At 48.9% G+C, this 25,153-nt stretch carries 21 protein-coding genes, 1 tRNA gene and 1 pseudogene; 15 read left to right on the forward strand and 8 right to left on the reverse strand.

Annotated features, from left to right (window positions below):
- Positions 1 to 4: 4 nt before the first annotated feature.
- Both rnt and pyrC read right to left on the reverse strand, forming a co-directional pair.
- Positions 5 to 664, reverse strand: coding sequence for a ribonuclease T (gene rnt, locus FTT68_RS03900; RefSeq protein ID WP_075167718.1), 660 nt, complete (start codon positions 662 to 664; stop codon positions 5 to 7).
- Positions 649 to 1,683 (reverse strand): dihydroorotase, encoded by a 1,035-nt coding sequence (gene pyrC, locus FTT68_RS03905; protein WP_034597856.1) that lies wholly within the window; start codon positions 1,681 to 1,683, stop codon positions 649 to 651. The genes rnt and pyrC overlap by 16 nt, the downstream gene beginning before the upstream one ends.
- Positions 1,684 to 1,831: 148 nt before the next feature.
- Between pyrC and FTT68_RS03910 the strand changes: the two genes are divergently transcribed.
- Complete coding sequence (locus tag FTT68_RS03910) at positions 1,832 to 3,103, forward strand: GGDEF domain-containing protein (protein ID WP_005179187.1); 1,272 nt, start codon at positions 1,832 to 1,834, stop codon at positions 3,101 to 3,103.
- Between the two features lie 58 nt (positions 3,104 to 3,161).
- Here the strand turns inward: FTT68_RS03910 and argG are convergent, their stop codons facing one another.
- A complete protein-coding gene (argG, locus tag FTT68_RS03915; protein ID WP_005179184.1) occupies positions 3,162 to 4,502 on the reverse strand; it encodes an argininosuccinate synthase in 1,341 nt (446 codons plus the stop codon).
- Between the two features lie 221 nt (positions 4,503 to 4,723).
- Between argG and FTT68_RS03920 the strand changes: the two genes are divergently transcribed.
- The 4 genes and pseudogenes from FTT68_RS03920 to FTT68_RS03935 all read left to right on the forward strand — a co-directional run.
- Positions 4,724 to 5,077 carry a hypothetical protein gene (locus FTT68_RS03920; protein WP_005179182.1) on the forward strand — a complete coding sequence of 118 codons (354 nt, stop codon included), beginning with the start codon at positions 4,724 to 4,726 and terminating at the stop codon, positions 5,075 to 5,077.
- Positions 5,078 to 5,181: 104 nt separating this feature from the next.
- Positions 5,182 to 7,218 carry an NADPH-dependent 2,4-dienoyl-CoA reductase gene (locus FTT68_RS03925; protein ID WP_180036460.1) on the forward strand — a complete coding sequence of 679 codons (2,037 nt, stop codon included), beginning with the start codon at positions 5,182 to 5,184 and terminating at the stop codon, positions 7,216 to 7,218.
- Positions 7,219 to 7,305: 87 nt separating this feature from the next.
- A tRNA-Ser gene (locus FTT68_RS03930) sits at positions 7,306 to 7,395 on the forward strand.
- Between the two features lie 173 nt (positions 7,396 to 7,568).
- Positions 7,569 to 7,976 (forward strand): annotated as a pseudogene (locus FTT68_RS03935) (Arm DNA-binding domain-containing protein); the annotation flags it as partial.
- 228 nt (positions 7,977 to 8,204) lie between these two features.
- Here the strand turns inward: FTT68_RS03935 and mobR are convergent.
- The gene (gene mobR, locus FTT68_RS03940) at positions 8,205 to 9,878 is read right to left on the reverse strand and encodes a phenol degradation transcriptional regulator MobR (protein WP_180056511.1); all 1,674 of its coding nucleotides are present in this window, start codon (positions 9,876 to 9,878) and stop codon (positions 8,205 to 8,207) included.
- A gap of 394 nt (positions 9,879 to 10,272) precedes the next feature.
- Between mobR and FTT68_RS03945 the strand changes: the two genes are divergently transcribed.
- From FTT68_RS03945 to FTT68_RS03970, 6 genes are read left to right on the forward strand one after another with little or no spacing between them, the layout of a single operon-like run.
- A complete protein-coding gene (locus tag FTT68_RS03945) occupies positions 10,273 to 10,563 on the forward strand; it encodes a phenol hydroxylase subunit (RefSeq protein WP_104489758.1) in 291 nt (96 codons plus the stop codon).
- Between the two features lie 18 nt (positions 10,564 to 10,581).
- Positions 10,582 to 11,586 carry an aromatic/alkene monooxygenase hydroxylase subunit beta gene (locus FTT68_RS03950; protein ID WP_168384574.1) on the forward strand — a complete coding sequence of 335 codons (1,005 nt, stop codon included), beginning with the start codon at positions 10,582 to 10,584 and terminating at the stop codon, positions 11,584 to 11,586.
- Between the two features lie 11 nt (positions 11,587 to 11,597).
- Positions 11,598 to 11,867 (forward strand): MmoB/DmpM family protein, encoded by a 270-nt coding sequence (locus FTT68_RS03955; protein ID WP_075168171.1) that lies wholly within the window; start codon positions 11,598 to 11,600, stop codon positions 11,865 to 11,867.
- Between the two features lie 59 nt (positions 11,868 to 11,926).
- Positions 11,927 to 13,453: an aromatic/alkene/methane monooxygenase hydroxylase/oxygenase subunit alpha gene (locus tag FTT68_RS03960; protein WP_075168172.1), complete on the forward strand. Its 1,527-nt coding sequence runs from the start codon at positions 11,927 to 11,929 to the stop codon at positions 13,451 to 13,453.
- A gap of 57 nt (positions 13,454 to 13,510) precedes the next feature.
- Positions 13,511 to 13,873, forward strand: a complete 363-nt coding sequence (locus FTT68_RS03965) for a phenol hydroxylase subunit P4 (RefSeq protein WP_075168173.1) — start codon at positions 13,511 to 13,513, stop codon at positions 13,871 to 13,873.
- 11 nt (positions 13,874 to 13,884) lie between these two features.
- Positions 13,885 to 14,946 (forward strand): NADH:ubiquinone reductase (Na(+)-transporting) subunit F, encoded by a 1,062-nt coding sequence (locus FTT68_RS03970; protein WP_180056513.1) that lies wholly within the window; start codon positions 13,885 to 13,887, stop codon positions 14,944 to 14,946.
- 170 nt (positions 14,947 to 15,116) lie between these two features.
- On the opposite strand, the gene FTT68_RS03975 is transcribed toward FTT68_RS03970, so the two are convergent.
- On the reverse strand, positions 15,117 to 15,311 hold the full coding sequence (locus tag FTT68_RS03975; protein WP_005179178.1) for a heavy-metal-associated domain-containing protein: 195 nt from the start codon (positions 15,309 to 15,311) through the stop codon (positions 15,117 to 15,119).
- A gap of 152 nt (positions 15,312 to 15,463) precedes the next feature.
- On the opposite strand from FTT68_RS03975, the gene FTT68_RS03980 reads away from it, so the two are divergent.
- A complete protein-coding gene (locus tag FTT68_RS03980) occupies positions 15,464 to 17,932 on the forward strand; it encodes a heavy metal translocating P-type ATPase (RefSeq protein WP_104473198.1) in 2,469 nt (822 codons plus the stop codon).
- A gap of 72 nt (positions 17,933 to 18,004) precedes the next feature.
- Positions 18,005 to 18,397 (forward strand): Cu(I)-responsive transcriptional regulator, encoded by a 393-nt coding sequence (cueR, locus tag FTT68_RS03985; RefSeq protein WP_005179173.1) that lies wholly within the window; start codon positions 18,005 to 18,007, stop codon positions 18,395 to 18,397.
- 69 nt (positions 18,398 to 18,466) lie between these two features.
- Here cueR and FTT68_RS03990 read toward each other — a convergent pair whose 3' ends face one another.
- Positions 18,467 to 19,099 carry a class I SAM-dependent methyltransferase gene (locus FTT68_RS03990; protein ID WP_180056515.1) on the reverse strand — a complete coding sequence of 211 codons (633 nt, stop codon included), beginning with the start codon at positions 19,097 to 19,099 and terminating at the stop codon, positions 18,467 to 18,469.
- 233 nt (positions 19,100 to 19,332) lie between these two features.
- On the opposite strand from FTT68_RS03990, the gene FTT68_RS03995 reads away from it, so the two are divergent.
- Positions 19,333 to 20,400 (forward strand): 4-phosphoerythronate dehydrogenase, encoded by a 1,068-nt coding sequence (locus FTT68_RS03995; RefSeq protein ID WP_180056517.1) that lies wholly within the window; start codon positions 19,333 to 19,335, stop codon positions 20,398 to 20,400.
- Complete coding sequence (epmA, locus tag FTT68_RS04000) at positions 20,397 to 21,371, forward strand: EF-P lysine aminoacylase EpmA (RefSeq protein ID WP_180056519.1); 975 nt, start codon at positions 20,397 to 20,399, stop codon at positions 21,369 to 21,371. The genes FTT68_RS03995 and epmA overlap by 4 nt, the downstream gene beginning before the upstream one ends.
- Positions 21,372 to 21,468: 97 nt before the next feature.
- On the opposite strand, the gene FTT68_RS04005 is transcribed toward epmA, so the two are convergent.
- Both FTT68_RS04005 and FTT68_RS04010 read right to left on the reverse strand, forming a co-directional pair.
- Positions 21,469 to 22,701 carry a multifunctional CCA addition/repair protein gene (locus FTT68_RS04005; protein WP_104488290.1) on the reverse strand — a complete coding sequence of 411 codons (1,233 nt, stop codon included), beginning with the start codon at positions 22,699 to 22,701 and terminating at the stop codon, positions 21,469 to 21,471.
- Between the two features lie 89 nt (positions 22,702 to 22,790).
- Complete coding sequence (locus FTT68_RS04010) at positions 22,791 to 25,070, reverse strand: NADP-dependent malic enzyme (RefSeq protein ID WP_104488292.1); 2,280 nt, start codon at positions 25,068 to 25,070, stop codon at positions 22,791 to 22,793.
- Between the last annotated feature and the right edge of the window lie 83 nt (positions 25,071 to 25,153).

Consider the following 25,153-nt stretch of genomic DNA (forward strand, 5'->3'; position numbering starts at 1 on the left):
TATCTTATTGATCCGCCACCAAGGTGTCAAGTAGATGCGGGGTGAGTTTGTTTAAAATATAACAGAACAGTTCCGCGGTCTTTTGTGTGTCGTACAGGGCAGAGTGCGCTTCTTTGCCATCAAATTCAATGCCGGCCTGAATACAGGATTTGGCCAGTACCGTTTGACCGAACATCACTGCGCTTAAGGTTACGGTATCGAGTACGGAAAAGCTATGAAACGGATTCTGGTTTTTGGTACTGGTACGGGCAATGGCCGCCTGTAAAAAGCCCAGATCAAAATGCGCATTGTGGCCGACCAGCACTGCATGAGTACAGTTTTGCTGGCGACGCACTTCATTCACGGATTTAAAAATACGTTTCAGCGCCGTTTTTTCATCTTCAGCCATGGCCATACGCATCGGGTTGAACGGATCAATCCCGATAAAGTCGAGTGAACGACGGTCCAGATTGGCCCCTTCAAACGGATTAATATGCGCATGATAGGCCTGACCCGGAACAAAATGGCCTTCCGCATTAAACACAATCGGAATGGCGGCTATTTCAAGTAAGGCATCGGTTTGCGAATTAAAACCTGCTGTTTCGACATCGACCACAACAGGTAAGAATCCACGGAAACGCTGACCAATTAAAGGTAGAGTTTCGTCTGTCACACTTTTCTCCATTGGATGGTTTGACCGGCATATAGCGGAACAATCTGTTCACCATCCAAATAGTCTAAACTTGCAGGAATCACTTGGTCTTCTTTGACCAGGGTAATCGTACCAGTATTACGCGGCAAACCATAGAAGTCTGCGCCAAAGTGGCTGGCAAAACCTTCTAGGCGGTCCAGTTTACCGACCTGGTCAAAGGCTTGCGCATACAGCTCAATGGCAGTTGGTGCGCTATAGCAGCCGGCACAGCCACAGGCATTTTCTTTGGCATTTTTAGAATGCGGCGCACTGTCGGTTCCGAGGAAGAATTTTGGGTTGCCACTGGTTGCCACTTCCAGCAAGGTCTGCTGATGGGTTTGACGTTTTAAAATAGGCAGGCAGTAGAAGTGTGGTTTAACTCCACCAACCAGCATGTCATTGCGGTTAAATAGCAAATGTTGCGGAGTAATGGTAGCCGCTACGTTACGGTCCTGCTCCAGGACAAAGTGTGCTGCTTCGCTGGTGGTGATGTGTTCTAGCACCAGTTTCAGTTTCGGGAACTGTTTTAATAAAGGTGCCAATACTTCATCGAGGAAGCGTTTTTCACGGTCAAAAATATCGACATGCTGATGGGTCACTTCGCCGTGTAACAGCAGCGGCACCTGATGTTCTTCTAACTGTTCAATCACCGCATAGACTTTACGGATGTCGCTGACTCCATTGTCCGAGTTGGTGGTCGCACCAGCCGGATACAGCTTGATGGCATTGACATGCTCGGAGTCTTTAATTTTTTTCACTTCGGCTGGCGAAGTCTGATCGGTGAAATACAGTACCATGCGCGGATCAAACGCCACGCCTTCTGGCACATGCGCCATAATGCGTTCACGATAGCTGATCGCTTCTTCCACGGTTTTTACAGGCGGGACAAGATTCGGCATACAGATCGCACGTGCAAACTGTTTGGCAAGATCTGGAACTGTACGTTTTAATGCTAAACCGTCACGTAAGTGAGCATGCCAGTCATCTGGCTGTAAAAGAGTAATCGTATTCAAGGTGATGCCGATCGAAAAATAAATGGAATGATAATCTATAAACCTGACAATGATAACGTCAAATCTAGACAAAAGATGCCTTATATTGAATTAATTTTTATCATTTTGTGTTATTTTTAAGCGACTATAAAAATTATATTTTATGTCAATGGAATACAAATATAAGCTTGTCCAATTGCAATACGACAAGGAAAAAATAGAGGCACTGATTGCCCGGCAACGACGCAGCGCGGGTCAGGTGTTTCCGAAACAGCTGGAACAGGAATTCTGGCAGCAGTATTTGGAGCGGGCCCGGCATAATATTAACCAGTATTTCTGGTCGGGGGTGCTGGTCTATTTTATTCTGACCATGCTGGTCATTCCCGGGGATTACTGGATTATCCAGCCGCAACATTTCTGGCATGATTTTATCCGCTGTCTGCTCGGGCTACTCAATGGTGGCCTGTGTCTGCTGACGCTGTTTTTCTTTGCCCATTATAAAATCCTGCGGCGCTATTTTGCCTATGCCGCCATGGCGCTGGTGTTCTGGGCCATCCTGTCGATGACCTGGCTCACCATGACCGTGTATACCGAAGCACTGAAATATCAGGCCATGATGATCATCTGTATCATTTACATCATGGGCTATGTGCTGACCGGGGTAAAACCATTTCATATGCTGCTGACCGGATTAATGGCGGCAGTCATGACCATGGTCATGCTGTTTACCTTTTACATTCCAATTGATGTGATGGTGATGGCGCGGGTGCTCATCGGCAGCGTAGTGATGGGTTTTTTAATGAGTAAAATGCTGTGTACCCGAGAGCGGATGATCTTTCTGGTGATGCAGCAGGCGAAACTCGGCGAGAAAATTAACCGGATTAACAGTGAAGAATTGCTGCATTTAAGCCAGCATGATGCACTGACCAAAGTGTCGAACCGGCGCAACTTTGATGAAATGCTGAACAGCTATTATGAGCAGGCGCGGCATGATGAACGGCCCTTGTCCTTGCTATTTATTGATGTCGATTTCTTTAAGCTGTTTAATGATTTTTATGGCCATCAAAAAGGTGATGAAGTCATTTCATCAGTGGCCAAGTCCATTAAAGACGCGATTCGGCATATGGATTTTGTGGCGCGCTATGGTGGCGAAGAATTTGTGGTGTTGCTGCCTGAAACTGATGCGCATGGTGCTTATGCGGTGGCGTCAAATATTTTTAGGGCGATTGAACGGCTGGCCATTCCACATGAAAAATCCAGTGTGTCCGATATCATTACTATCAGCCTGGGTTTTACCGTGTATAAAGGCGAGCTCGAGATTTCCAAGGATGATCTGATTAGCCGTGCCGACCAGGCGCTGTACCGGGCGAAAAAACTCGGCCGGAACCAGATTTATTATCAGACCGCGCAGGTCAGCGATATTCTGCAAGGTTTAGAATAAATCCCAAACAGCAAGTACAAAAAAACCGCCCCGAAGGCGGTTTTTTCATAGAGACAACTTATTTCTTGTCTTTTAATTGTGGAACAGCAGAACCTGTACCCACGGCCAGTAAACCGGCACCGGTATAAATGCCAAGTTTTTGACGGGTATCGGTAATGTCCAGGTTACGCATGGTTAACTGACCAATACGGTCCATTGGCGTGAACATTGAATCACCTTTTTCCATGGTCAAACGCTCAGCTTCATAGGTGAGGTTTTCAGATTCAGTATTCATGATGGTGTAGTCATTACCACGACGCAGTTCTAAAGTCACCGTACCAGTAATGGCTTTCGCAACCCAACGCTGTGCAGTTTCACGCAGCATCAGTGCTTGAGAATCGAACCAGCGGCCTTGATACAGTAAACGGCCTAAACGTAAACCGTTAATACGGTATTGTTCGATGGTGTCTTCGTTATGAATACCTGTCACTAAACGCTCGTAAGCGATGTGCAGCAGCGCCATACCCGGAGCCTCGTAAATACCACGAGATTTCGCTTCAATGATACGGTTTTCGATCTGATCCGACATCCCCAGACCGTGACGGCCACCAATGCGGTTGGCTTCCAGAATGAACTCTACCGGATCTTCGATACGACGGCCATTCAGTGCAACCGGGAAACCTTCTTCAAAGGTAATTGAAACTTCTTCAGGTGCAATTTCAACGTCATCTTTCCAGAACGCAACGCCCATGATTGGCTCAACAATCTTGATACCGGCATTCAGGTATTCCAGATCTTTGGCTTCGTGCGTTGCACCCAGCATGTTCGAGTCAGTCGAGTAGGCTTTTTCTTTTGACATTTTATAGTCGAAGCCGTTGTCGATCAGGAACTGTGACATTTCTGCACGGCCGCCTAGCTCATCAATAAAGGTCTGGTCTAACCACGGCTTGTAAATTTTGAGCGCCGGGTTGGTCAGTAAGCCGTAACGGTAGAAACGCTCGATGTCGTTACCTTTATAGGTTGAACCATCACCCCAGATGTTCACGTCATCTTCTTTCATGGCAGTAACCAGCATGGTCCCGGTAACTGCACGGCCTAGTGGTGTGGTGTTGAAGTAAGGCACACCACCTGTTGAAATGTGGAACGCGCCACACTGAATTGCAGCAATACCTTCAAGTGCAAGCTGTAAACGGCAGTCGATTAAGCGTGCTTTTACTGCGCCATAGGCTTCCGCTTTCTTCGGAATAGCATCGTAATCATCTTCATCTGGCTGACCCAAGTTTGCTGTGTAGGCATAAGGTTCAGCGCCTTTTTGTTTCATCCACAATAAAGCAGCAGAAGTATCTAGACCACCAGAGAAGGCGATACCCACTTTTTTGCCTACTGGTACGCTTTGCAAGATCGTTGCATTATCAGTCATTGCGAGTCCTAACTTATGAATATAGGCAACCAAAATGGTGGCCAAGGAGAATTCGAAAATGGCGCTATTGTAGCACTTTTCCGAAACGATGTTTTCTGAAAAATTTGCTTTCTGAAAAAAGTTAGACTTTTTTCATCGGTTTCAGTTTATTTTCGGCCACAGCAGCCCATTCCTGGCTTGAGTATGATAGAACAATTCATAACCATAGAGAGGAAATGCCGATGCAGCCCAATGTCACACCGCCCCCATTGATCTCCAACAATAACCGCAATGAAACCCTGGCGCTGGTTCATGGTATTTATGCCGGTTTACTCAGTTTTAGTGCGGTGGTGTTCCTGTATCTGGAATATCAGCAGCGCAGTATTGCCACAGTCAATTTAGTGATTGTGATGGCCTTGATGCTGCTGTTGATTTATCTGAATATCAGCGCCTGTTTAAAAGTGAAACGGGGCGATGGTGAAGGACGCACACTGTCGCGTATTTTGGCCGTGCTAATGTTATTAAGCTTTCCAATTGGCACGGTGCTCGGTGCAATTGCACTATGGAAAAGCAGCAGCAAGCAGTGGCAGAACTGACATTGGCAGTTTGTCATGATAATTTTTTGAAAATGCCATAAACAAATAATAAAAAATCGCTACAGTATTATGCAACAAGTTGCAAAGCCAGCGTACAGGAATACATGATGACAACAAGCTATGCACATCTGCTCAGTCCATTACATTTAGGTTTTACTACCCTGAAAAACCGGGTGGTGATGGGGTCCATGCATACCGGTCTGGAAGACCGTTTTTATAATTATCCGAAACTGGCGGCCTATTTTGGTGAGCGTGCCAAAGGCGGCGTTGGCCTGATTATTACGGGCGGGATTTCCCCGAACCGTCAGGGCTGGTTATTACCGGCCGGCGGCACCATGAATACCTTGGGGGATATTGCACCGCATCGACTGGTGACACATGCAGTACATAAGCATGGCGCCAAAATCCTGTTGCAGATTCTGCATGCCGGCCGTTATGGCTATCAGCCTTTTGTGGTGTCGGCTAGCCCGATTAAATCGCCAATTTCACCATTTAAACCGCGCCAACTCAGCGATAAACAGATTTTAAACACCATTCAGGACTATGTGAAAACCGCCAGTCTGGCCAAAAAAGCCGGTTATGATGGCGTGGAAATCATGGGTTCTGAAGGCTATTTGCTAAACCAGTTTTTAAGCCGTCATGTCAATCAGCGCAATGACCGTTGGGGTGGCCCGATTGAAAACCGAATGCGCTTTGCTGTGGAAATTGTCAAAGCCATTCGTGCAGAAATTGGCGATAAGTTTATTATCTGTTTCCGTCTGTCGATGCTGGATCTGGTACATGATGGCAACACTATGGATGAAGTCATCACGGTAGCCAAAGCTTTGGAACAGGCCGGTGTGACTTTACTGAATACCGGTATTGGCTGGCATGAAGCGCGTATTCCGACCATTGTGACTTCGGTGCCGCGCGCGGCGTTTGTCGATTACACCGCAGCCGTGAAACAGCAAGTGTCGATTCCGGTGATTGCTTCTAACCGGATTAATATGCCAGATACGGCCGAAGAAATTCTGGCAGCGGGCAAAGCCGACATGATTCAGATGGCGCGTCCTTTACTGGCCGATGCTTTCTGGGTCAATAAAACAGCCACCAACCGGGTCGATGAAATCAATACCTGTATTGCTTGTAATCAGGCCTGTCTGGATCATACCTTTAAAAACCAGCGCGCGACCTGTCTGGTCAATCCGCGTGCAGGTTATGAAACCGAACTGGTCTATGTTAAAACCAAACAGCCAAAACGAATTGCCGTGGTGGGCGGTGGAGTCGCTGGTATGTCTGCTGCAACGGTGGCTGCAGGCCGTGGTCATCAGGTGACATTATTTGAAGCCAATGCCGATGTCGGCGGGCAGTTTAATCTGGCCAAAGTGATTCCGGGCAAAGAAGAATTCCACGAAACCATCCGCTATTTTAAGGTGCAGCTGGAAAAAACTGGCGTAGATGTACGTCTGAATACCAAAGTCAACCGCGAGCAGCTGGAACGTGAAGGCTTTGATGAGGTGATTGTTGCCACTGGCGTGGTGCCGCGTGCACTCAACATTCCGGGCAGCGATTTACCACAGGTTCTGTCTTATGCCGAAGTACTCAATGGCGCGCCTGTCGGTTATAAAGTGGCGGTGATCGGTGCCGGTGGCATTGGCTTTGATGTGTCCGAGTTTTTATTAAAACCGGAGCAGCAGCCACAGCCGCAACCTGTGGAGGACTGGAAACGCGAGTGGGGCGTCGATTTAAATCCACACTATATGTCTGAAGGTGGTATGCAGGCACCGGAAATTCATCCCCCTGTGCGTGAAATTTATTTGTTGCAGCGTAAAACCACGCCATTGGGTGCCGGCTTAGGTAAAACCACCGGCTGGGTGCATCGTGCACAACTGAAAAAGCACGGCGTACGCATGTTGCGTGGGGTGCAATATAAAGCCATTGGTGATGAAGGCTTGTGGGTAGAAATGGATGGCCATGACCAGTTATTGCGAGTCGATACCGTGGTGGTCTGTGCCGGGCAGGAATCTGTTAAAGAGATTATGCCGGCAACTGGCCAGCAGACCTTGGCGCAATATCACATTATTGGCGGGGCAAAACTGGCAGCAGAACTGGATGCCAAGCGCGCCATTCGCGAAGGTGCTGAATTGGCCGCCAAACTTTAAACATTTGATGAAACAATATTCATTTGAGTCACTTGAATGTAATTTTTACTTGTCAGATGGAAAAAAGCTTCGTATTATGGCGCACATGGAAGCGTGGCAGAGCGGTTTAATGCACCGGTCTTGAAAACCGACGAGGGTGTGAGTCCTCCGTGAGTTCGAATCTCACCGCTTCCGCCAAACAGCACTGTCCAACGTCACTAAACACAATATAAGCGGTTGATTATATTGGTTAAAGTTGGAATATAACGATACGACGCACGTTGACACTTGACGTAAATCGACAGTTATAAAGTAGTAAGAAATGTAGTAAGTTAAAACTTACTACATTTTTTTTTGCGTGGTTTTTTATTATGGCACGTACCCAGAATAAGCTCACAGCGCTACAAATTAAAAAACTTAAGGCTGATCCGCAAAAGAGTAAAAAAATAGGTGATGGTGGAAATCTCTACTTTCGTGTTGATCCGAATGGGAGTCGGTATTGGATATTTAATTATACTCGCCCATATACGAGCAAGCGTAATGAAATATCACTTGGTACATACCCTGAGATGTCTTTGGAAGAGGCTCGTAAAGTTTGAGATGAATATAAAGTGCTTATTCAAAAGGGCATTGATCCTGCAGCACAACGTTTGCAACATAAACACCAGCGTAAGCATGAGTTAGATCATACATTTCAGGTGATTGCAGGAAAATGGCTTGAAAAAAGAGCGATAGAAAAGAAAGAAGATAGTGAAACGATTCGTCGTTTAAATCATGATGGGCTTTGTTGCATAAATATGTAAGCATCTGATTTAAATAAATTTAATTTTGGATCAAAAATAATCAAAACTTTTAAAATCATATAATTATGAAATCTTTGTGCAACAAAGCCTATTCTTAAACTAAATACTCAATAGCTGCGATTAATATTAAATTATTGGTTTAAGGAGATATTGGCTCACCTAAATTCAGGTCCGAATTTGACCTGAACTTTGCTGTATTAAATTTTAAACCATCTGATATTTCTTTAACCGGTAATCCAGTGTTGCCCGACTAATCCCCAGTAAACGTGCCGCTTCAGAAATATTCTGCTGGCTACGCTGCATGGCGGTTAGAATAATTTCCTGCTCATGCCGTTCCAAAGAAAAATCCTCAGTCAACAGGGTTTCAATTGAATTGGAGGAGGTTGAATTTTCAGCCTGCTGCTTTAACTGCGGAAACAGGCAGCTTAGTTTAATTTCCTGCTGGTCATCGGTCAGTAAGGTGGCGCGTTCCAGCAGGTTTTCTAGCTCACGGATATTGCCGGGCCATTCATAACTCATCACATAATTTTTGGCTTTGTCACTCAGGCCAGGCAGGGCTTTGCCATACAGGTTTTCAAAGCGTTTCAGGAAATGATTGACCAATAGCGGAATATCTTCACGACGCTCGCGCAGTGGCGGAATCTGTACCGGAAAAATATTCAGCCGATAAAATAAATCGGCACGGAAACGGCCAGCTTTGACTGCCTGTTCCAGATCTTCGTTGGTGGCGGCGACAATACGCACATCGACTTTGCGGGTCCGATAATCACCAACCCGTTCAAATTCGCCTTCCTGTAACATGCGTAACAGAGCGGCCTGCGCACGCGGTGACAGTTCAATCACTTCATCCAGAAAAATGGTGCCGCCATCTGCGCGTTCAAACTTGCCTGCACGTGACTGGTTGGCGCCGGTATAGGCACCTTTTTCCACCCCGAACAGTTCGGCTTCAATCAGGTCGGGAGGAATACAGGCACAGTTGACTGCGACAAACGGTTGCTGGCGGCGCTGGCTGGCCTGATGAATCCCGCGGGCAAAGGCTTCTTTACCGACCCCGGTTTCGCCCTGTAGCAGGACTGCGACGTTACTGCCTGCGGCCTTTTTCAGGAGGTCGCAGACCTTGCGATAGGCCGCCGATTCACCGATAGCATTAAACATGGTGTAGTCGGCTTCAGCATCGGTGTAGATGGTCTGTTTCAGCTGGTTCAGCTCTGCCTGCAAGGCAATAATCTTGTCCGACACCGGATCGGGTGACATAAAGCGGATCAGTTCATTGGCATTTTCCCAGTCGGCCAGCGGTTTGCCGATAATCCGGCAGCAGTCATCGCCTTTGGCCACGCAATGGGTTTCCTGATAAATAATGGTTTGACCCATCACATAGCTGCTATAGCCGCAGGCATAACCGAGCAGCATCCAGCAGGCCGGTTCATCGGCTGCGCCAAATTCAGATAAATGCACTTCGGCTTCAAAAGAGTTAAGCCAGTTAAAATCGGCATAAAACTGATGCTGGTCATGACTTAAACGCAGGTCATTGACTGTAACCTGGACCATGCCGCGAATACCGTGCATCTGCGGGCCGGCCATAAAGGCTTCCACTTCATTTAAGTTCGGACGCAGTCGTGAGGTGACTTCGGCATCGCGCATCCCGGCCTGATAGCCGCAGCGGATAAAAAAGTGTTTGGTGCGTTCATAGCCCAGCATCTGATACAGGTCTTTGCGCAAATAGCCCATGATGCCGCTATGAATCAGCAGCATTCGGTTTTCTTCAAACCAGATCTGACCGTGTTCGGTATCAAACTGGATTTTGTCGAGCAGATCCTGAATGTCCTGATTGTGTTCCAGCAGCTGTTTGTAGTGTTTAAGGTCCTGGGTATGGGGCATAGCCAATCATCCATTTTGGCAAGTCACAAGCATGGATTGATCTTAACCAATTCCGACCACGGAGGTGAGGATTAAAAGCGCATAATCTTATACCTTTTAAATATAGTGCTCATAAATCAATAAGTTGAAATTTTAGCAATATACAAATGTCTAAAACTTCAGTATGCGTTTAAGTTCATCAAATGCTGAAATTCAGCAAAATATCTTTCAGCAAAACATGAAATTTCTCGTCCATCTCATCTCTGTATTTTTAAGCCAATTTAAATAAAAATATAAATATCAATAATTTATAAAAGTTGGCACGCCTTTTGAAATGCTTTAAGTAAATAAAGCTGCAAGCTCCGTGCTTGCCACACTGAAATGATTTTGGTGGCAATGAAAAAGGAAGGTCATGATGACGCACACTGCACGCCCAACGGCATTGACCAAATACATCCGGATTACCGGTGATCCACAGGCCAAATTTGTCGAATTTGATTTTGCCATTCAGGACCCGACGCTATTTGTCGAGCTGGTTCTGCCCCAGCAGGCTTTCCAGGAATTTTGTGCCATGCATCAGGTGGTGGAAATGAGCGCCGCACAACAGGCCTGGAATGATGCCCAGGAAGATAAATGGCGTTATGGCGTAGAACCGAGCATGGTGCGCCCGACACAGTATCTGTCAGATCAAGAAGATCAGTCTTAAGTCGATAAGGAGATAATGATGACTTTAGAAATTAAAACATCCAGCGTTGAACCCATCCGCCAGACCTATGCCTATATTGAACGCCGTTTTGGCAACAAGCCGGCCACACGTTATCAGGAAGTCAGCTTTGATGTGCAGGCGGCGGCCAATTTCCATTATCGTCCGCTATGGAAACCGGAAAAAACCTTAAATGATCCAACCCATACCGCACTGCTGATGCAGGACTGGTATGCCTTTAAAGATCCGCGCCAGTTTTATTATGGCGCCTATGTGCAGCATCGCGCGCGTTTGCAGGATATTGCCGAAAGCAATTATGCCTTTTTTGAAAAGCGCGAACTGGTGGCGAACCTGTCCGAGGCAGTTCAGCAAAAACTGATGCAGTGCCTGTTGCCATTTCGTTATGTCGAACAGACTGCCAATCTGCACATGATGTCGGGCAGTGCCTATGGCTATGGCACGGTTATCACCCAGGCCTGTATTTTTGCCGCAATGGACCGTTTGGGCATGGCGCAGTATCTGTCACGAATTGGTTTGCTGCTCGATGGCAATCGTGGTGAGGCTTTGCAGCACGCCAAAACTGCCTGGATGGAAGATGCCGCCTGGCAGCCGCTGCGCCGTTTATGTGAAGTCAGCCTGACCGAGCAGGACTGGTTCAAACTGTTTTTATTACAAAACCTGATGATCGACAGCATGTTGCAGCAGCTGGTGTATGGCGAGCTGGATCAATGGCTGGTCGAGCAGGGCGCACGCGATATTGCCATGCTGACCGAGTTTATGCAGGACTGCCTGAACGATTTACGTAAATGGTCTGACAGTGTGTTGAAAACTGCAGTCGCAGAATCGGAGCATAACCAGCAGCTGATTCAGGGCTGGATTGAAGAACTGCTGCCCCAAGTGGAACAGGCCTTTTCTAGCTGGGCCACGCTCGCACTGGGTAGTGCATCGGTGGAATCCGCCATGAACCTGATTCAGGAACGTTGCAAGAAAGCCGGTTTACAGATTCAACACGCCTCAGCCGCATAAGGAGATGCCTCATGAGCTCAAAAGTTTATTTAGCCCTGCAAGATAACGACACTTCACGCTATATCGTCGAAGCGATTGAACAGGATAACCCGGATGCCAGCATCCAGTATTTACCGGCCATGATCCGCATTGAAAGCGAAACCGGTCTGATTGTACGGGCTGAAACCGTGTCGGAAAAACTGGGTCAGGATTGGGACATCCAGGAATTACAGCTCAACATGATTACTCTGGGCGGCAATGTCGAGGAAGATGATGACAGCTTCCAGCTGAAATGGAATTAAACAGACAACATGCCAAGGCCTGAGTGCCTGCACTGGAAAAATTGAACAGGATGATCAAAATGAATACACAAGCCAAAACTGCACAGAAAAAACTGAATGCCAAAGACCGTTACCGGATGCTGACCCGTGATCTGGACTGGGATTTTTCCTATGCCGACCGTAAAGCCGCATTTCCGTATGAAGAATTTGAAGGCATTAAAATTACCGACTGGTCAAAATGGGAAGATCCGTTCCGTTTAACCATGGATGCCTACTGGAAATATCAGGCCGAAAAAGAGAAAAAACTCTACGCCATTTTTGATGCATTCGCGCAGAACAACGGTCAGATGAATGTCTCCAATGAACGTTATTTAAATGCGATCAAGCTGTTTTTAACCGCGGTTACCCCGCTAGAATATCAGGCCTATCAGGGTTATGCCCATGTCGGCCGTCAGTTCAGTGGCATTGGTGCGCGGATTGCTTCGCAAATGCAGTCGATTGATGAGCTGCGTCATGTACAGACCCAGATTCATGCCATGAGCCATTACAACAAGTTCTTTGATGGCTTTCAGGACTGGGCGCATATGCATGATCGGGTCTGGTATTTATCTGTGCCTAAATCATTCTTTGAAGATGCGCGTTCAGCCGGGCCATTTGAATTCCTGTTGGCGATCAGCTTTGCCTTTGAATATGTGCTGACCAACCTGCTGTTTGTGCCATTTATGTCTGGTGCGGCCTATAACGGTGATATGGCCACCGTGACTTTTGGTTTTAGTGCCCAGTCCGATGAAGCACGTCACATGACCTTGGGCCTGGAAATTGTCAAATTCCTGCTGGAACAGCATGAAGATAACGTGCCAATTGTGCAGGAATGGATTGATAAATGGTTCTGGCGCGGCACACGCTTATTATCAATTGTTGGCATGATGATGGACTACATGCTGCCAAATAAAGTCATGTCCTGGAAAGAAGCTTGGGAAACCTACTTTGAAGAAGCCGGCGGGGCACTGTTTAAAGACCTGGGCCGTTATGGCATCCGTATGCCGAAATATTCGGAAGTGATCGAGAAAGAAAAAGAGCATGTGTCGCATCAGGCCTGGTGGATTTTCTATAACTTTGGCCATGCTGCCGGTTTCCACACCTGGATTCCAACCGATGAAGAAATGGACTGGCTGTCGGCCAAATATCCGGACACCTTTGACAAATATTATCGTCCACGCTGGGAACTGGCCCGCAAGATGGAAGCCGAAGGCAAACGCTTCTATAGCGCCGGTTTACCGCAATTGTGTCAGGTCTGCCAGATTCCAATGACCTTTACTGAAATGGGCGGCGACCCGACCATGTTCAGCTATCGCGACAGCATCTATCAGGGCGAGCGTTATCACACCTGTTCCGATGGCTGCCACGACATCTTTGAACGTGAACCGGAAAAATATATTCAGGCCTGGCTGCCAGTGAACCAGATTTTACAGGGCAACTGTGGCGGGCCAGATCTGGAGAGCATCCTGCGTGATTATTATCACTTCAATGTCGGTGCAGACAACCTGGACATTGAAGGCTCGCCAGATCAGCAGCGCTGGAAAAAATGGAAAGGCGACGCCGCATAAAAAATGGAATCGGGTCATTGCTGCCAATGACCCGCTCAAGGAATTAGGAGATTTCTCATGACTGTACGTGCAATTCAAGACCATTATCAATTCGAACCGCGCGATGCCCAGCATCATTATGGCGACAACATGCTGTTGTATATTGGCTGGGATCATCACACCTTATATTGTGCGGCCCATGCCTTTGTGGTGTCACCGCAGCAGACCTTGCAGGATCTGATCGATCAGCAGATTCAGGCCGGTTTTCATCAGCATCCCGACTTTGAGCAGCTGGACTGGTCAACGGTGCAGTTTGTATTAAACCATGAACCTTTACAGACCGATTTTTCCAAAACTCTGGCCGAGCTGGGCTTTGACCACAAATCCCTGCTGCGTTTTGTTAGCCCGGAACTAAAAGGCTATCAGGGTGCCCACGTTTAAGGAGAATGCGCATGAGTTATCAAGTTACCATTGAACCGATTGGCACCACCATTGACGTGGAAGAAGACCAGACCATTCTCGATGCCGCTTTACGTCAAGGCGTGTGGTTACCCTTTGCCTGCGGGCATGGCACCTGCGGCACCTGCAAAGTCCAGGTCACGGACGGTTTTTATGATGTTGGAGAGGCATCGCCGTTTGCCTTAATGGATATCGAACGTGAAGAAAACAAGGTGCTGGCCTGCTGCTGCAAACCAGAATCTGACATGATTATTGAAGCCGATGTCGATGAAGATGAAGATTTCATGGGCTATCTGGTGGAAGATTATCTGGCCACGGTGCTGGAAATAAAAGACCTGTCACCGACCATTAAAGGGCTGCGTTTACAGATTGACCGTCCAATGCAGTTTCAGGCCGGGCAATACATCAATATCCAGTTTCCGGGTGTTGACGGCACGCGCGCTTTCTCGATTGCCAATGCGCCAAGTGAAGCCGGTATTATCGAGTTGCATATTCGTAAAGTTGAAGGCGGCGCAGCCACCAGTTATGTGCACGAACAACTGAGTGTGGGTGAAGAACTGCAATTGTCCGGGCCGTATGGACAGTTCTTTGTGCGTAAATCTGATGATCAGGATGTGATCTTTATTGCTGGCGGTTCGGGTTTATCCAGCCCACAATCCATGATTCTGGACTTACTGGAACAGGGTGACAGCCGGATTATTTACCTGTTCCAGGGCGCGCGAGATTTAAGCGAACTGTATAACCGCGAACTGTTTGAGCAGCTGGTCAAGGACTATCCGAACTTCCGTTATATTCCGGCGCTGAATGCCGCGCAGGCGGAAGATCAATGGACTGGCTTTAACGGCTATGTACATGAAGCAGTGGCGGATTATTTTGAACACAAATGCAGTGGTCACAAAGCCTATTTATGCGGTCCACCGGTGATGATTGATGCCGCGATTTCAACCTTAATGCAAAGCCGCCTGTTTGAACGTGACATCCACACCGAACGCTTCCTGAGTGCGGCCGATGGGGCATCCGGTTCGGCCCGTTCGGCGCTGTTTAAGCATATTTAAGTTTAAGCGTGTTTTGTTTTTTGTCCGGTTTCGAATGACCTATTGCATGTCCCGTTGTCCGTTATAGGTCATTCGTCTTTTGCCGCCTCCCTGATGCCCGCATCACGGAGGCGATTTTATTTGACGCTAGCAGTGTATTGGACAGTAGCGGTTTTGAGGGTGCCTGGAAATTATTGCACTTCTGGCGGGAAGCCATCTTCATTCAGCGCCGCCACCAGCTGATCTACGCTGGCACTGCTGTCAACGGTCACGATTTTACTGTCCAGATCAATGTCAACTTTGGCATTCGGGTCCACATCCTGAATGGTGGCTGTCACACCGCGGGCGCAGCCGCCGCAAGTCATATTGGCAATATGCAGTTTCATTAAGATGCTCCATGAGTCATGTGAAGATGTTTCCAGTTTAAAGCTTGTCATGATGGGAAGGTCAAGCCAAATTTTTATGCGCAGAGACTTGACCTTCCCATGATGTCAATCTGTATGCTGTAGGGAAATCCGGGTATTGGCCGAGGTAGGGCATGAGCATCTCAAATTCATCTGCTGTTTTTCGTGAAACATTGTCTATTCAGGGCATGACCTGTGCTTCATGCGTAGGCCGGGTGGAAAAAGCCTTAAAAAAAGTGGATGGGGTCGAGCAGGCCAATGTCAATCTGGCCACCGAACAGGCCGTGGTTGAATCGTCCGCGCCACTTGACCGGGCTGCTTTGGTCAAAGCGGTTGAGCGCGCCGGTTATGATGTGGTCGTCGCGGCACCCATCGAATTGTCAATTGACGGTATGACCTGTGCCTCCTGCGTGGCGCGGGTAGAAAAAGCCCTGAAAAAAGTGCCGGGTGTGCAGCAAGCCAATGTCAATCTGGCCACTGAACAGGCTTGGGTCGAAGCCGATACTACGGTCAGTGCCGATAAACTGATTCAGGCCATCCGTAAGGCTGGTTATGATGCCCAGCTGCAGACCACGACCACCACTGAACAGGCCGATCAGAAAGCCAGCGAGCAGCAGCAATTAAAACGTGATCTGATAATTTCCCTGGTGCTGGCCATTCCGGTATTTGTGCTGGAAATGGGCTCGCATTTAATTCCGGCTTTTCATATGTGGGTCATGCATCAGATCGGGCAGATGCCGAGCTGGCTGTTGCAGTTCGTGTTGACCACGCTGGTATTGCTATTTCCGGGCCGGCGTTTTTATCAAAAAGGCATTCCGGCCTTGCTGCGTTTCGCGCCGGATATGAACTCGCTGGTGGCAGTCGGAACCCTGGCCGCATACAGCTTTTCGGTGGTGGCGACTTTTATGCCACAGCTGTTACCGGAAGGCACGGTCAATGTCTATTTTGAAGCTGCCGCGGTGATTGTCAGCCTGATTTTGCTGGGACGCTATTTTGAAGCCAAAGCCAAAGGCCGCACCTCGCAGGCAATTCAGCACCTGATCGGCATGCAGCCAAAAACCGCCCGCATTGTACGTAATGGCCAAAGTGTGGAAGTACCGCTGGCTGAAGTCAGCTCGGGTATGCAGGTCGATATCCGCCCAGGAGAGCGGATTCCGGTGGATGGGGAAGTGCTGGACGGCCGCAGTTATGTCGATGAATCGATGATTAGCGGAGAGCCGCTGCCAGTAGAAAAAATGGCAGGCAGCGCCGTGGTGGGCGGCACCATCAACCAGAATGGCAGCCTGAGCATCCGCGCAACTGCGGTGGGGGCAGATTCGGTGCTGGCGCAAATTATCCGCATGGTCGAGCAGGCGCAAGGCTCCAAACTGCCCATTCAGGCGCTGGTCGATAAAGTCACCATGTGGTTTGTGCCAGCCGTAATGCTAATGGCTGTGCTGACCTTTCTGGTCTGGCTGATTTTTGGTCCTGAACCGGCGCTGACCTTTGGTCTGGTCAATGCTGTAGCGGTGCTGATTATTGCCTGTCCATGTGCTATGGGGCTGGCCACTCCAACCTCGATTATGGTCGGCACTGGACGTGGGGCAGAAATGGGCATTCTGTTCCGTAAAGGCGAAGCCTTGCAGCTGTTACAGGAAGCGCAGGTGGTGGCGGTGGATAAAACCGGCACCTTAACCGAAGGCAAGCCGCAACTGACCGATTTTCATGTACAGGCCGGTTTTGAGCAGACACAATTATTAAGCTGGGTGGCGGCGGTAGAAGCCAAGTCGGAGCATCCGATTGCCTTTGCTATTGTCGAAGCTGCCCAGCAACAAGGCTTATCTTTACCAGCTGTGAGCGATTTTGATTCGATTGTCGGGTCCGGCGTGAAAGGGCAGGTCAATGGTCAATGGCTGCATATCGGGGCCGACCGTTATATGCATCAGCTGGGTTTAAGTACCACAGCCTTTGATCAGGTTGCGGTACGTTTGGGGCAGGAGGGAAAAACACCACTGTATGTGGCGGTAGAGGATCAACTGGCGGCCATCATTGCCGTGGCCGATCCAATCAAAGACAGCACCTTTGCCGCGATTGAAGCCTTGCATCAGTTGGGCGTAAAAGTGGCAATGATCACCGGCGATAACCGGCATACCGCCGAAGCGATTGCCCGGCAGCTAAAAATTGATACTGTGGTTGCCGAAGTTCTGCCGGAAGGCAAAGTCGATAGTGTACGTGAATTGCAGCAGCAATATGGCCGTCTGGCCTTTGTCGGCGATGGGATTAATGATGCCCCGGCGCTGGCACAGGCCGATGTCGGGCTGGCCATTGGCACCGGTACCGATGTAGCCATTGAAGCCGCCGATGTGGTGCTGATGTCCGGCAGTTTAAAAGGCATTCCCAATGCGATTGCTTTAAGTCAGGCCACTATCCGCAATATCCGCCAGAACCTGTTTTGGGCCTTTGTTTATAACGTGGCCTTAATTCCGATTGCCGCCGGCGTGCTGTATCCGCTGTGGGGCATTTTACTGTCGCCGATGTTTGCTGCAGGCGCAATGGCACTGTCATCCGTGTTTGTGCTGGGCAATGCTTTACGCCTGAAGCGCTTTGCCGCGCCGCTGCAATAGCCGTTGGCGTCAGGACATTTTCGGTTTAAGATCGGAGGCAGGTCTTAAACCGCCGTATTGAGCGAGAAGCATGTGAATATTGGTCAAGCCGCAAAGCAGTCGGGCATCTCTGCCAAAATGATCCGTTATTATGAAAGTATCGGCCTGCTCACGGCTGCCCAGCGCAGTGCTGCCGGTTATCGGGTCTATTCCGAGCAGGATTTAAAAACCCTGAATTTTATTCGTCATGCCCGCGAGCTGGGCTTTTCTACCGAGCAAATGAAAGAACTGATTTCATTGTGGAAAAATAGCGGCCGCCAGAGTGCAGAAGTGAAAGCGCTGACCTTAAAACATATTGATGAGCTGAACCAGAAAATCCAGCGTTTACAGGACATGGTCAATTTGTTGCAGCAATCTGCGCAGCATTGTCAGGGCAATCACAGCGCGGAATGTGCCATTCTGGACCAGATTGAAAAAGGCGGATAAGCCAGTAAGCAGCAGGAATCGAATTGCAGGAGGATGAATCAATGCAGATTCATCCTCCTTTTTTATGCTTTATTTACGGATTTGAATGGCAAACTGAATCACATGCGACTTCCCCTGATGCAGCTGTCCTTCATGACGTTCCACTTCACCGACAAAGAAATGCAGCAGATGATCTTGCTGGAAGATCCCTAGAAAATCACGTGGATCATACAGCATGTCAGGATTGCCCGGGCCACCGGTGGCATAGGCCAGTTGTGCTTTGGAATAGACCTCGCCAATGAACCAGCCACCGGATTTCAGGCTATGACGCACGCCGTGCAGTAATTTCTGCTGGGTCGGCTGATTGACATGACCAAACACGCAAATCGCATGCTGAAACTGGTTTTCCGGCCATTCTACCTGACTTAAATCCACCGCGGCGGTGTCCAAGGTCAGCTGTTTGGCCTGGGCATGTTTTTGGGCTTTTTCAAGCGCAACAGTCGAATAATCCCAGAGTAGTCCGGCAAACGGCAGTTGCTGTTCACGGGCGCGCTCGGCCAGATAAATCAGGTTACGGCCTTCACCTTCAGCAATGCCCAGCGTAGCGCCAGAAATCGCTAACTGCTGGGCCATCTGCTGAATAAAAACGTTGGCCGCTTCGCCATATAAATGATCGGTGCTGTGGTAGCGTTCATCCCATGGATTGCTAAAGCGAGGTGTCATATGCAGGCCCTTCATTGGTTAAAAATAAACGGGGGAGAAGATTAAGACTGGCCTTGACTATAACATATTATAAAAACATATATTGTTTTATTCGGCTTCGGCAAGTTGTATTTGGGTGAAGCCTGATGGGCCGGCTTTGCTGCGGTTAATATTCAGTGTATTTACTGCAATAGCGCTTCATCCGCAGGGCCTTCAGGCGTTATCATGGACAGATCAAAGCATTGGATTGCCTTATGAAAATTATTGCCGATGAAAATCTGGCCTTTACCGATTATTTTTTTGCCGAGTTTGGTGAAATCTCCCATCGTCCGGGCCGGACCTTAACTGCGCAGGACCTGCACGATACCGAAGCCTTACTGGTGCGCTCGGTAACCAAGGTCAATGCCGAACTGATCCAGCACAGCAAGCTGCGTTTTGTGGGCAGTGCCACCATTGGTACCGATCATCTGGATATTGCCGCGCTGGAACAGCAGCAGATTCGCTGGTCCAATGCCGCCGGCTGTAATGCACAGGCGGTTGCCGAATATGTGATTACCGCCTTACTGCATGTGCGTCCAGCCTTACTGGAAGCAGGCCAGCAGTTCTGTCTGGGCATTATCGGACTGGGCAATGTCGGTTCGCGTCTGGCGGTAATGGCGGAACTGCTGGGCTGGAAAGTGGTGGCTTATGATCCTTTGGTGCAACGTGAAAGTGTGCAGCAACTGGCATTGGCAGACGTATTGGCTCAGGCCGATGCCATTTCGATTCATGTGCCGCTGACCAAAACCGGTCCGTATCCGACCTATCATCTGTTCAATGCCGAAACCCTGGCCCAGATGAAGCCGGATGCAATTTTAATTAACTCAGCGCGTGGTCCGGTGGTGGCAGAGCAGGCATTAATGACCGATATCCAGCAGACCGAGCGTGCGGTGGTGCTGGATGTATTTGAGCATGAACCGGAAATTTCTGCCGAATTATTACATCTGGTCACGTTGGTAACGCCGCATATTGCCGGTTACAGTCTGGAAGGCAAAGCCCGCGGCACACAAATGATTTATGCCGCTTTTTGTGAAGTCTTTGGGCAAGTGGCGCACAAATGCTTTGAAAGCCAGTTGCCGCCGTGCAGCGATTATTTTAGTGGTCAGCCGTTAAAAGCCGCACTGCAACAGCATCTGCCACAGATGTATGATATTGCCGCCGATGACGCCAAATTACGTGCCTGCTTAAAAGACGGCAAGGTCGATCAGCAGGCCTTTGACCATTTACGCAAGACTTATCCGCTGCGCCGTGAATGGGCTGCGCATGGAGGGCCAGCCGCATGAGCCTGAACTATCAGCCGACCTGTAGTCTTGAGGCTATGCGCGCCCGCGCCAAGATGTACGCCCAGATTCGCCAGTTTTTTGCTGAGCGCGAAGTGCTGGAAGTGGAAACGCCTATTTTGTCGCAGGCCGGTGTCACCGATGTACATTTAAGCTCGGTACAGGCCAAGCGTCATGTATTGGGCCAGCAGCAGACGCATTATCTGCAAACTTCGCCTGAATTTGCCATGAAACGCCTGCTGGCCAGTGGTAGCGGCCCGATTTACCAGATCTGCAAGGTGTTTCGTGATGATGAGCACGGCCGTAAACACAACAGCGAATTTACCATGCTGGAATGGTATCGCCCGGGTTTTAGCCTGAAAGAGCTGATGTTCGAAGTCACTGATTTACTCAATCTGACTTTGGCACAGCGTTTTGGTGAAGTGCGTCCGACAGTACTGAGTTATAAACATGCTTTTATGGACCGGCTGGATCTGAATCCGCTGCAAGCGACATTATTTGAACTGAAAGCCTGCTGCCAGCGTGTCGGGCTAAGCCTCGATTTAGGTGATGATCGTCTGGGCTATATCGACCTGTTGTTCTCGCATATGGTTGAGCCTAGTCTGGGTTTTGACACGCCGGTATTCCTGACCGATTTCCCGCCGGAACTGGCCTCACTGGCCAAAACCCGTGTCGATGAAGATGGCGAACTGGTTGCCGCCCGTTTTGAGCTGTACATTGAAGGGCTGGAACTGGCCAATGCCTATGATGAACTGGCTGATGCCGAGGTGCTCCGTGGCCGTTTTGAAGCTGATAATCAGGAGCGGGAAAAACTGGGCTTGCATGTGATGCCACTTGATGAATATCTGCTCAGTGCCTTGCCTCAGATGCCGCCATGTTCAGGTATTGCGCTGGGTATTGACCGTTTATTGATGGTTGCCACCCAGCAGATGCGTCTGGAACAGGTGATTAGCTTTCCGGCCGAACGGTCTTAAGGCGGCTTCATCCAGATCAGCACAGGGGGATGATTCATCCCTGATCAACAAAAATACCCGTGCACGACACGGGTATTTTAAATTTTATGACTCAATTTTAGCTTGCGGCGGTATATTCTGCTTTCAGCACTTCAATCGCTTTAATGCGGCGCTGAATCAGCATTTCACCAATATCGGGGCCTTTAATCTCAGGCGGTAAATCCTGCGCTTTAATGCCGCGCACCACCTGCATGGCTTTGAGCACATAATCGGCCTGCGGATAGTCCCGATCTTCCATACCTAAACGGCCACGCGAATCACATTCACAGGCCTGAACAAAGGCTTCTACCCGTTCCGGGCGACGCAACACATCCAGACGCTGTAGCAGACGCCATAAGGTGCCCGGTTTCAAGGTCAGGGCCTGATGGCATTTTAAATGTTCCTTGCACACCGCCAGTGCCAGCTGTTTGGTATAGGTTGGCACTTTCAGGCGGTCACACAGGTCAGTAACCGGCTGAATACCACGTTCTTCATGCATGATATGACGCGGTAATTCATCGGCTGGGGTCAGGGCCTTGCCCAAGTCGTGCACCAGCACGGCAAAACGCACATCCAGACTGTAATTCTGGCGGCAGGCCTGTTGCAGGGACATTAAGGTATGCACGCCGCAGTCAATTTCCGGATGATATTCCGGGCGCTGTGGAATCCCAAACAGGGCATCAATTTCCGGGAACAAGGCTTTTAAGGCACCGCAGCGACGCAGCACTTCAAAGTATTCATCGGCATGATCTTCCTGCAAGGCGCGTGCAGTTTCTTTCCAGACCCGTTCGGGGGTTAAGGTATCCAGCTCGCCAGATGCTGCCAGCGTGCGCATCAGGGTCAGGGTGTCATCGGCCACACGAAAGCCCAGCGCTTTATAACGCGCAGCAAAACGGGCAATTCTGAGTACACGTAATGGGTCTTCAACAAAGGCGTCGGAAACATGACGCAGCACTTTTTGCGCCAGATCCTGCTGTCCACCATAAGGATCATAGACCTGGCCGTTTTCATCCATGGCCATGGCATTAATGGTCAGGTCACGACGGATTAAATCTTCTTCCAGCGTGACATTGGGTGCAGTATAAAACTCGAAACCATGATAGCCCTGACCGGCTTTACGTTCGGTACGGGCCAGTGCATATTCTTCTTTTGATTCAGGATGTAAAAACACAGGGAAGTCTTTGCCCACGGGCTGATAGCCTTGGGCCAGAAGCTGTTCGGGTGTTGCCCCGACAACCACATAATCTTTTTCGTGATAGGGGTGCCCCAGCAAATGATCTCGCACCGCACCGCCTACTAAATAAACTTGCATGAAAAAACCTCTATTCTTGAGGTCATCATGCAACAGAATAGAGGTTTTCTCAAGTCAGAATGCCGAGCTTTTCACTCGGCATTCAGTTTTTATAGCGCGTCTTGTTCCGCTTGCTGAATTTCTGCCACGGTTAACGCAGTCATATTCACCACACGACGGGTGGTCGCTGTTGGCGTTAAAATATGTACCGGTTTCGCTGCGCCCAGCAAAATTGGACCAATGGTCACGTTGCTGCCTGAAGTCGATTTCAACAGGTTAAACGAAATATTGGCTGCATCCAGGTTCGGCATAATCAGCAGGTTAGCTGAACCTTTGAAGCGTGAGTTCGGGAATGCGAAATGGCGAATATTTTCGTCCAGTGCCGCATCACCATGCATTTCACCTTCCACTTCAAGTTCTGGTGCAATCTCAGACAGAATATCAAACACTTTACGCATTTTTTGCGCGCTGGCATCGTTCTGGTCTGAACCAAAGCTTGAATGCGACAGCAGGGCAATACGTGGTGTTACACCAAAACGGCGTACTTCTTCAGCGGCCAGAATGGTCATTTCAGCCAGCTGTTCAGCTGTCGGATTACGGTTGATGTAAGTGTCGGCAATAAACAGGTTACGATCTTCCAGCATCAGCGCATTCAGAGTGAAGAAAGTATTGTGACCTTCTTTCAGACCAATAATATTGCTGACGAAGTCTAAGTGAATGTCGTAGCTTGAATAAGTACCACATAACATACCGTCAGCCAGACCGTGTTTCACCAGCATTGCGGCAATTAGAGTCGAACGGCGACGTGCTTCACGCTGCGCATATTCAGGCGTTACACCTTTACGCTGCATGATGCTGTAGTAATCATCAGCGAATTTTTCGTAATCCGGGTTTTTCTCCTGATCAACAATAGTGATATTCACACCATGTTCCAGACGTAAGCCCAGTTTCTTGATATTCGCTTCAATAACCGCGGTACGACCCACCAGAATCGGTTGTGCCAGACCTTCGTCCACTGCAATTTGTACTGCACGTAAAACGCGTAAGTCTTCGCCTTCTGCATAGGCAATGCGTTTCGGATCGGTTTTCGCCTGCGCAAAAATTGGTTTCATCATAAACGCAGAGTTATATACAAACTCTGACAGACGTTGATGATAAGCCGAGAAGTCCTGAATTGGACGTGTTGCCACGCCTGAATCCATCGCTGCTTTGGCAACCGCTGGAGCAATTTCAAGAATCAGACGCTGATCAAGCGGACGTGGAATTAAATAGTCACGACCAAATGAAGCAGATTTCTCACCATAGGATGCCGCATCTGCTTCTATGTGCGCCATACGTGCAATCGCGTGTACGCAGGCAATTTTCATTTCTTCGTTAATGGTGGTTGCACCGACATCTAGCGCACCACGGAAGATGTACGGGAAGCACAGCGCGTTATTCACCTGGTTCGGATAGTCAGAACGTCCAGTTGCCATAATCACATCATCACGTACTTCGTGGGCATGTTCAGGCAGAATTTCCGGATCCGGGTTAGCCAGAGCGAAGATGATTGGATTAGCCGCCATCTGCTTGACCATTTCTTTGGTCAGAATACCGGCAGCAGAGAGACCGAGGAACATATCGGCACCGGCAATTACATCGGCCAGTTGGGTTGCTTCAATATCCTGTACGTAGCGTTTTTTCGACTCGTCCAGACCTTCACGTTTGGTGGTCAATAGACCGCGTGAGTCCGCCACAATAATATTTTCTTTTTTCGCACCCAGGGCACAAAGCAGGTCCAGGCACGACAGGGCAGCAGCACCGGCACCTGAAGCCACAATCTTGATTTCGGCAATGTTTTTGCCGTTCAGTTGTAGCGCATTCAGCAGCGCAGAACCGACGATAATTGACGTACCATGCTGGTCATCATGGAACACCGGAATGTTCATGCGTTCACGCAGTTTTTGCTCAATGTAGAAGCATTCTGGTGCCTTGATGTCTTCAAGGTTAATCCCGCCAAAGGTTGGTTCGAGTGCAGCAACGATATCAACGATTTTGTCTGGATCATTTTCAGCGATTTCGATGTCAAATACATCGACGCCGGCGAATTTCTTGAACAGAACGCCTTTACCTTCCATAACCGGTTTAGACGCTAAAGGACCGATGTTCCCTAAACCTAGTACAGCGGTACCGTTACTCACCACGGCAACCAGGTTGCCACGTGCTGTATACAGTGCTGCAGTAGAAGGATCTCGTTCAATCTCTAAACATGGTGCCGCGACACCAGGTGAGTATGCAAGCGCTAAGTCACGTTGGTTGACCAGCTGCTTACTTGGGGTAACGCTGATTTTACCTGGAGTAGGAAATTCGTGATAATACAAAGCCTGCTGTTTTAATGATTGATCGTCCATCTGAATCTCGTATGTTACTGTGTCCAGCGATGCTGGCGGTTTGTGCTAAATCTGCTCGAATATACCATTACTTACGCACTAAG

The organism is Acinetobacter sp. Q85-2 (genome assembly GCF_013420555.1).
Taxonomy (GTDB): Bacteria; Pseudomonadota; Gammaproteobacteria; order Pseudomonadales; family Moraxellaceae; genus Acinetobacter; species Acinetobacter indicus.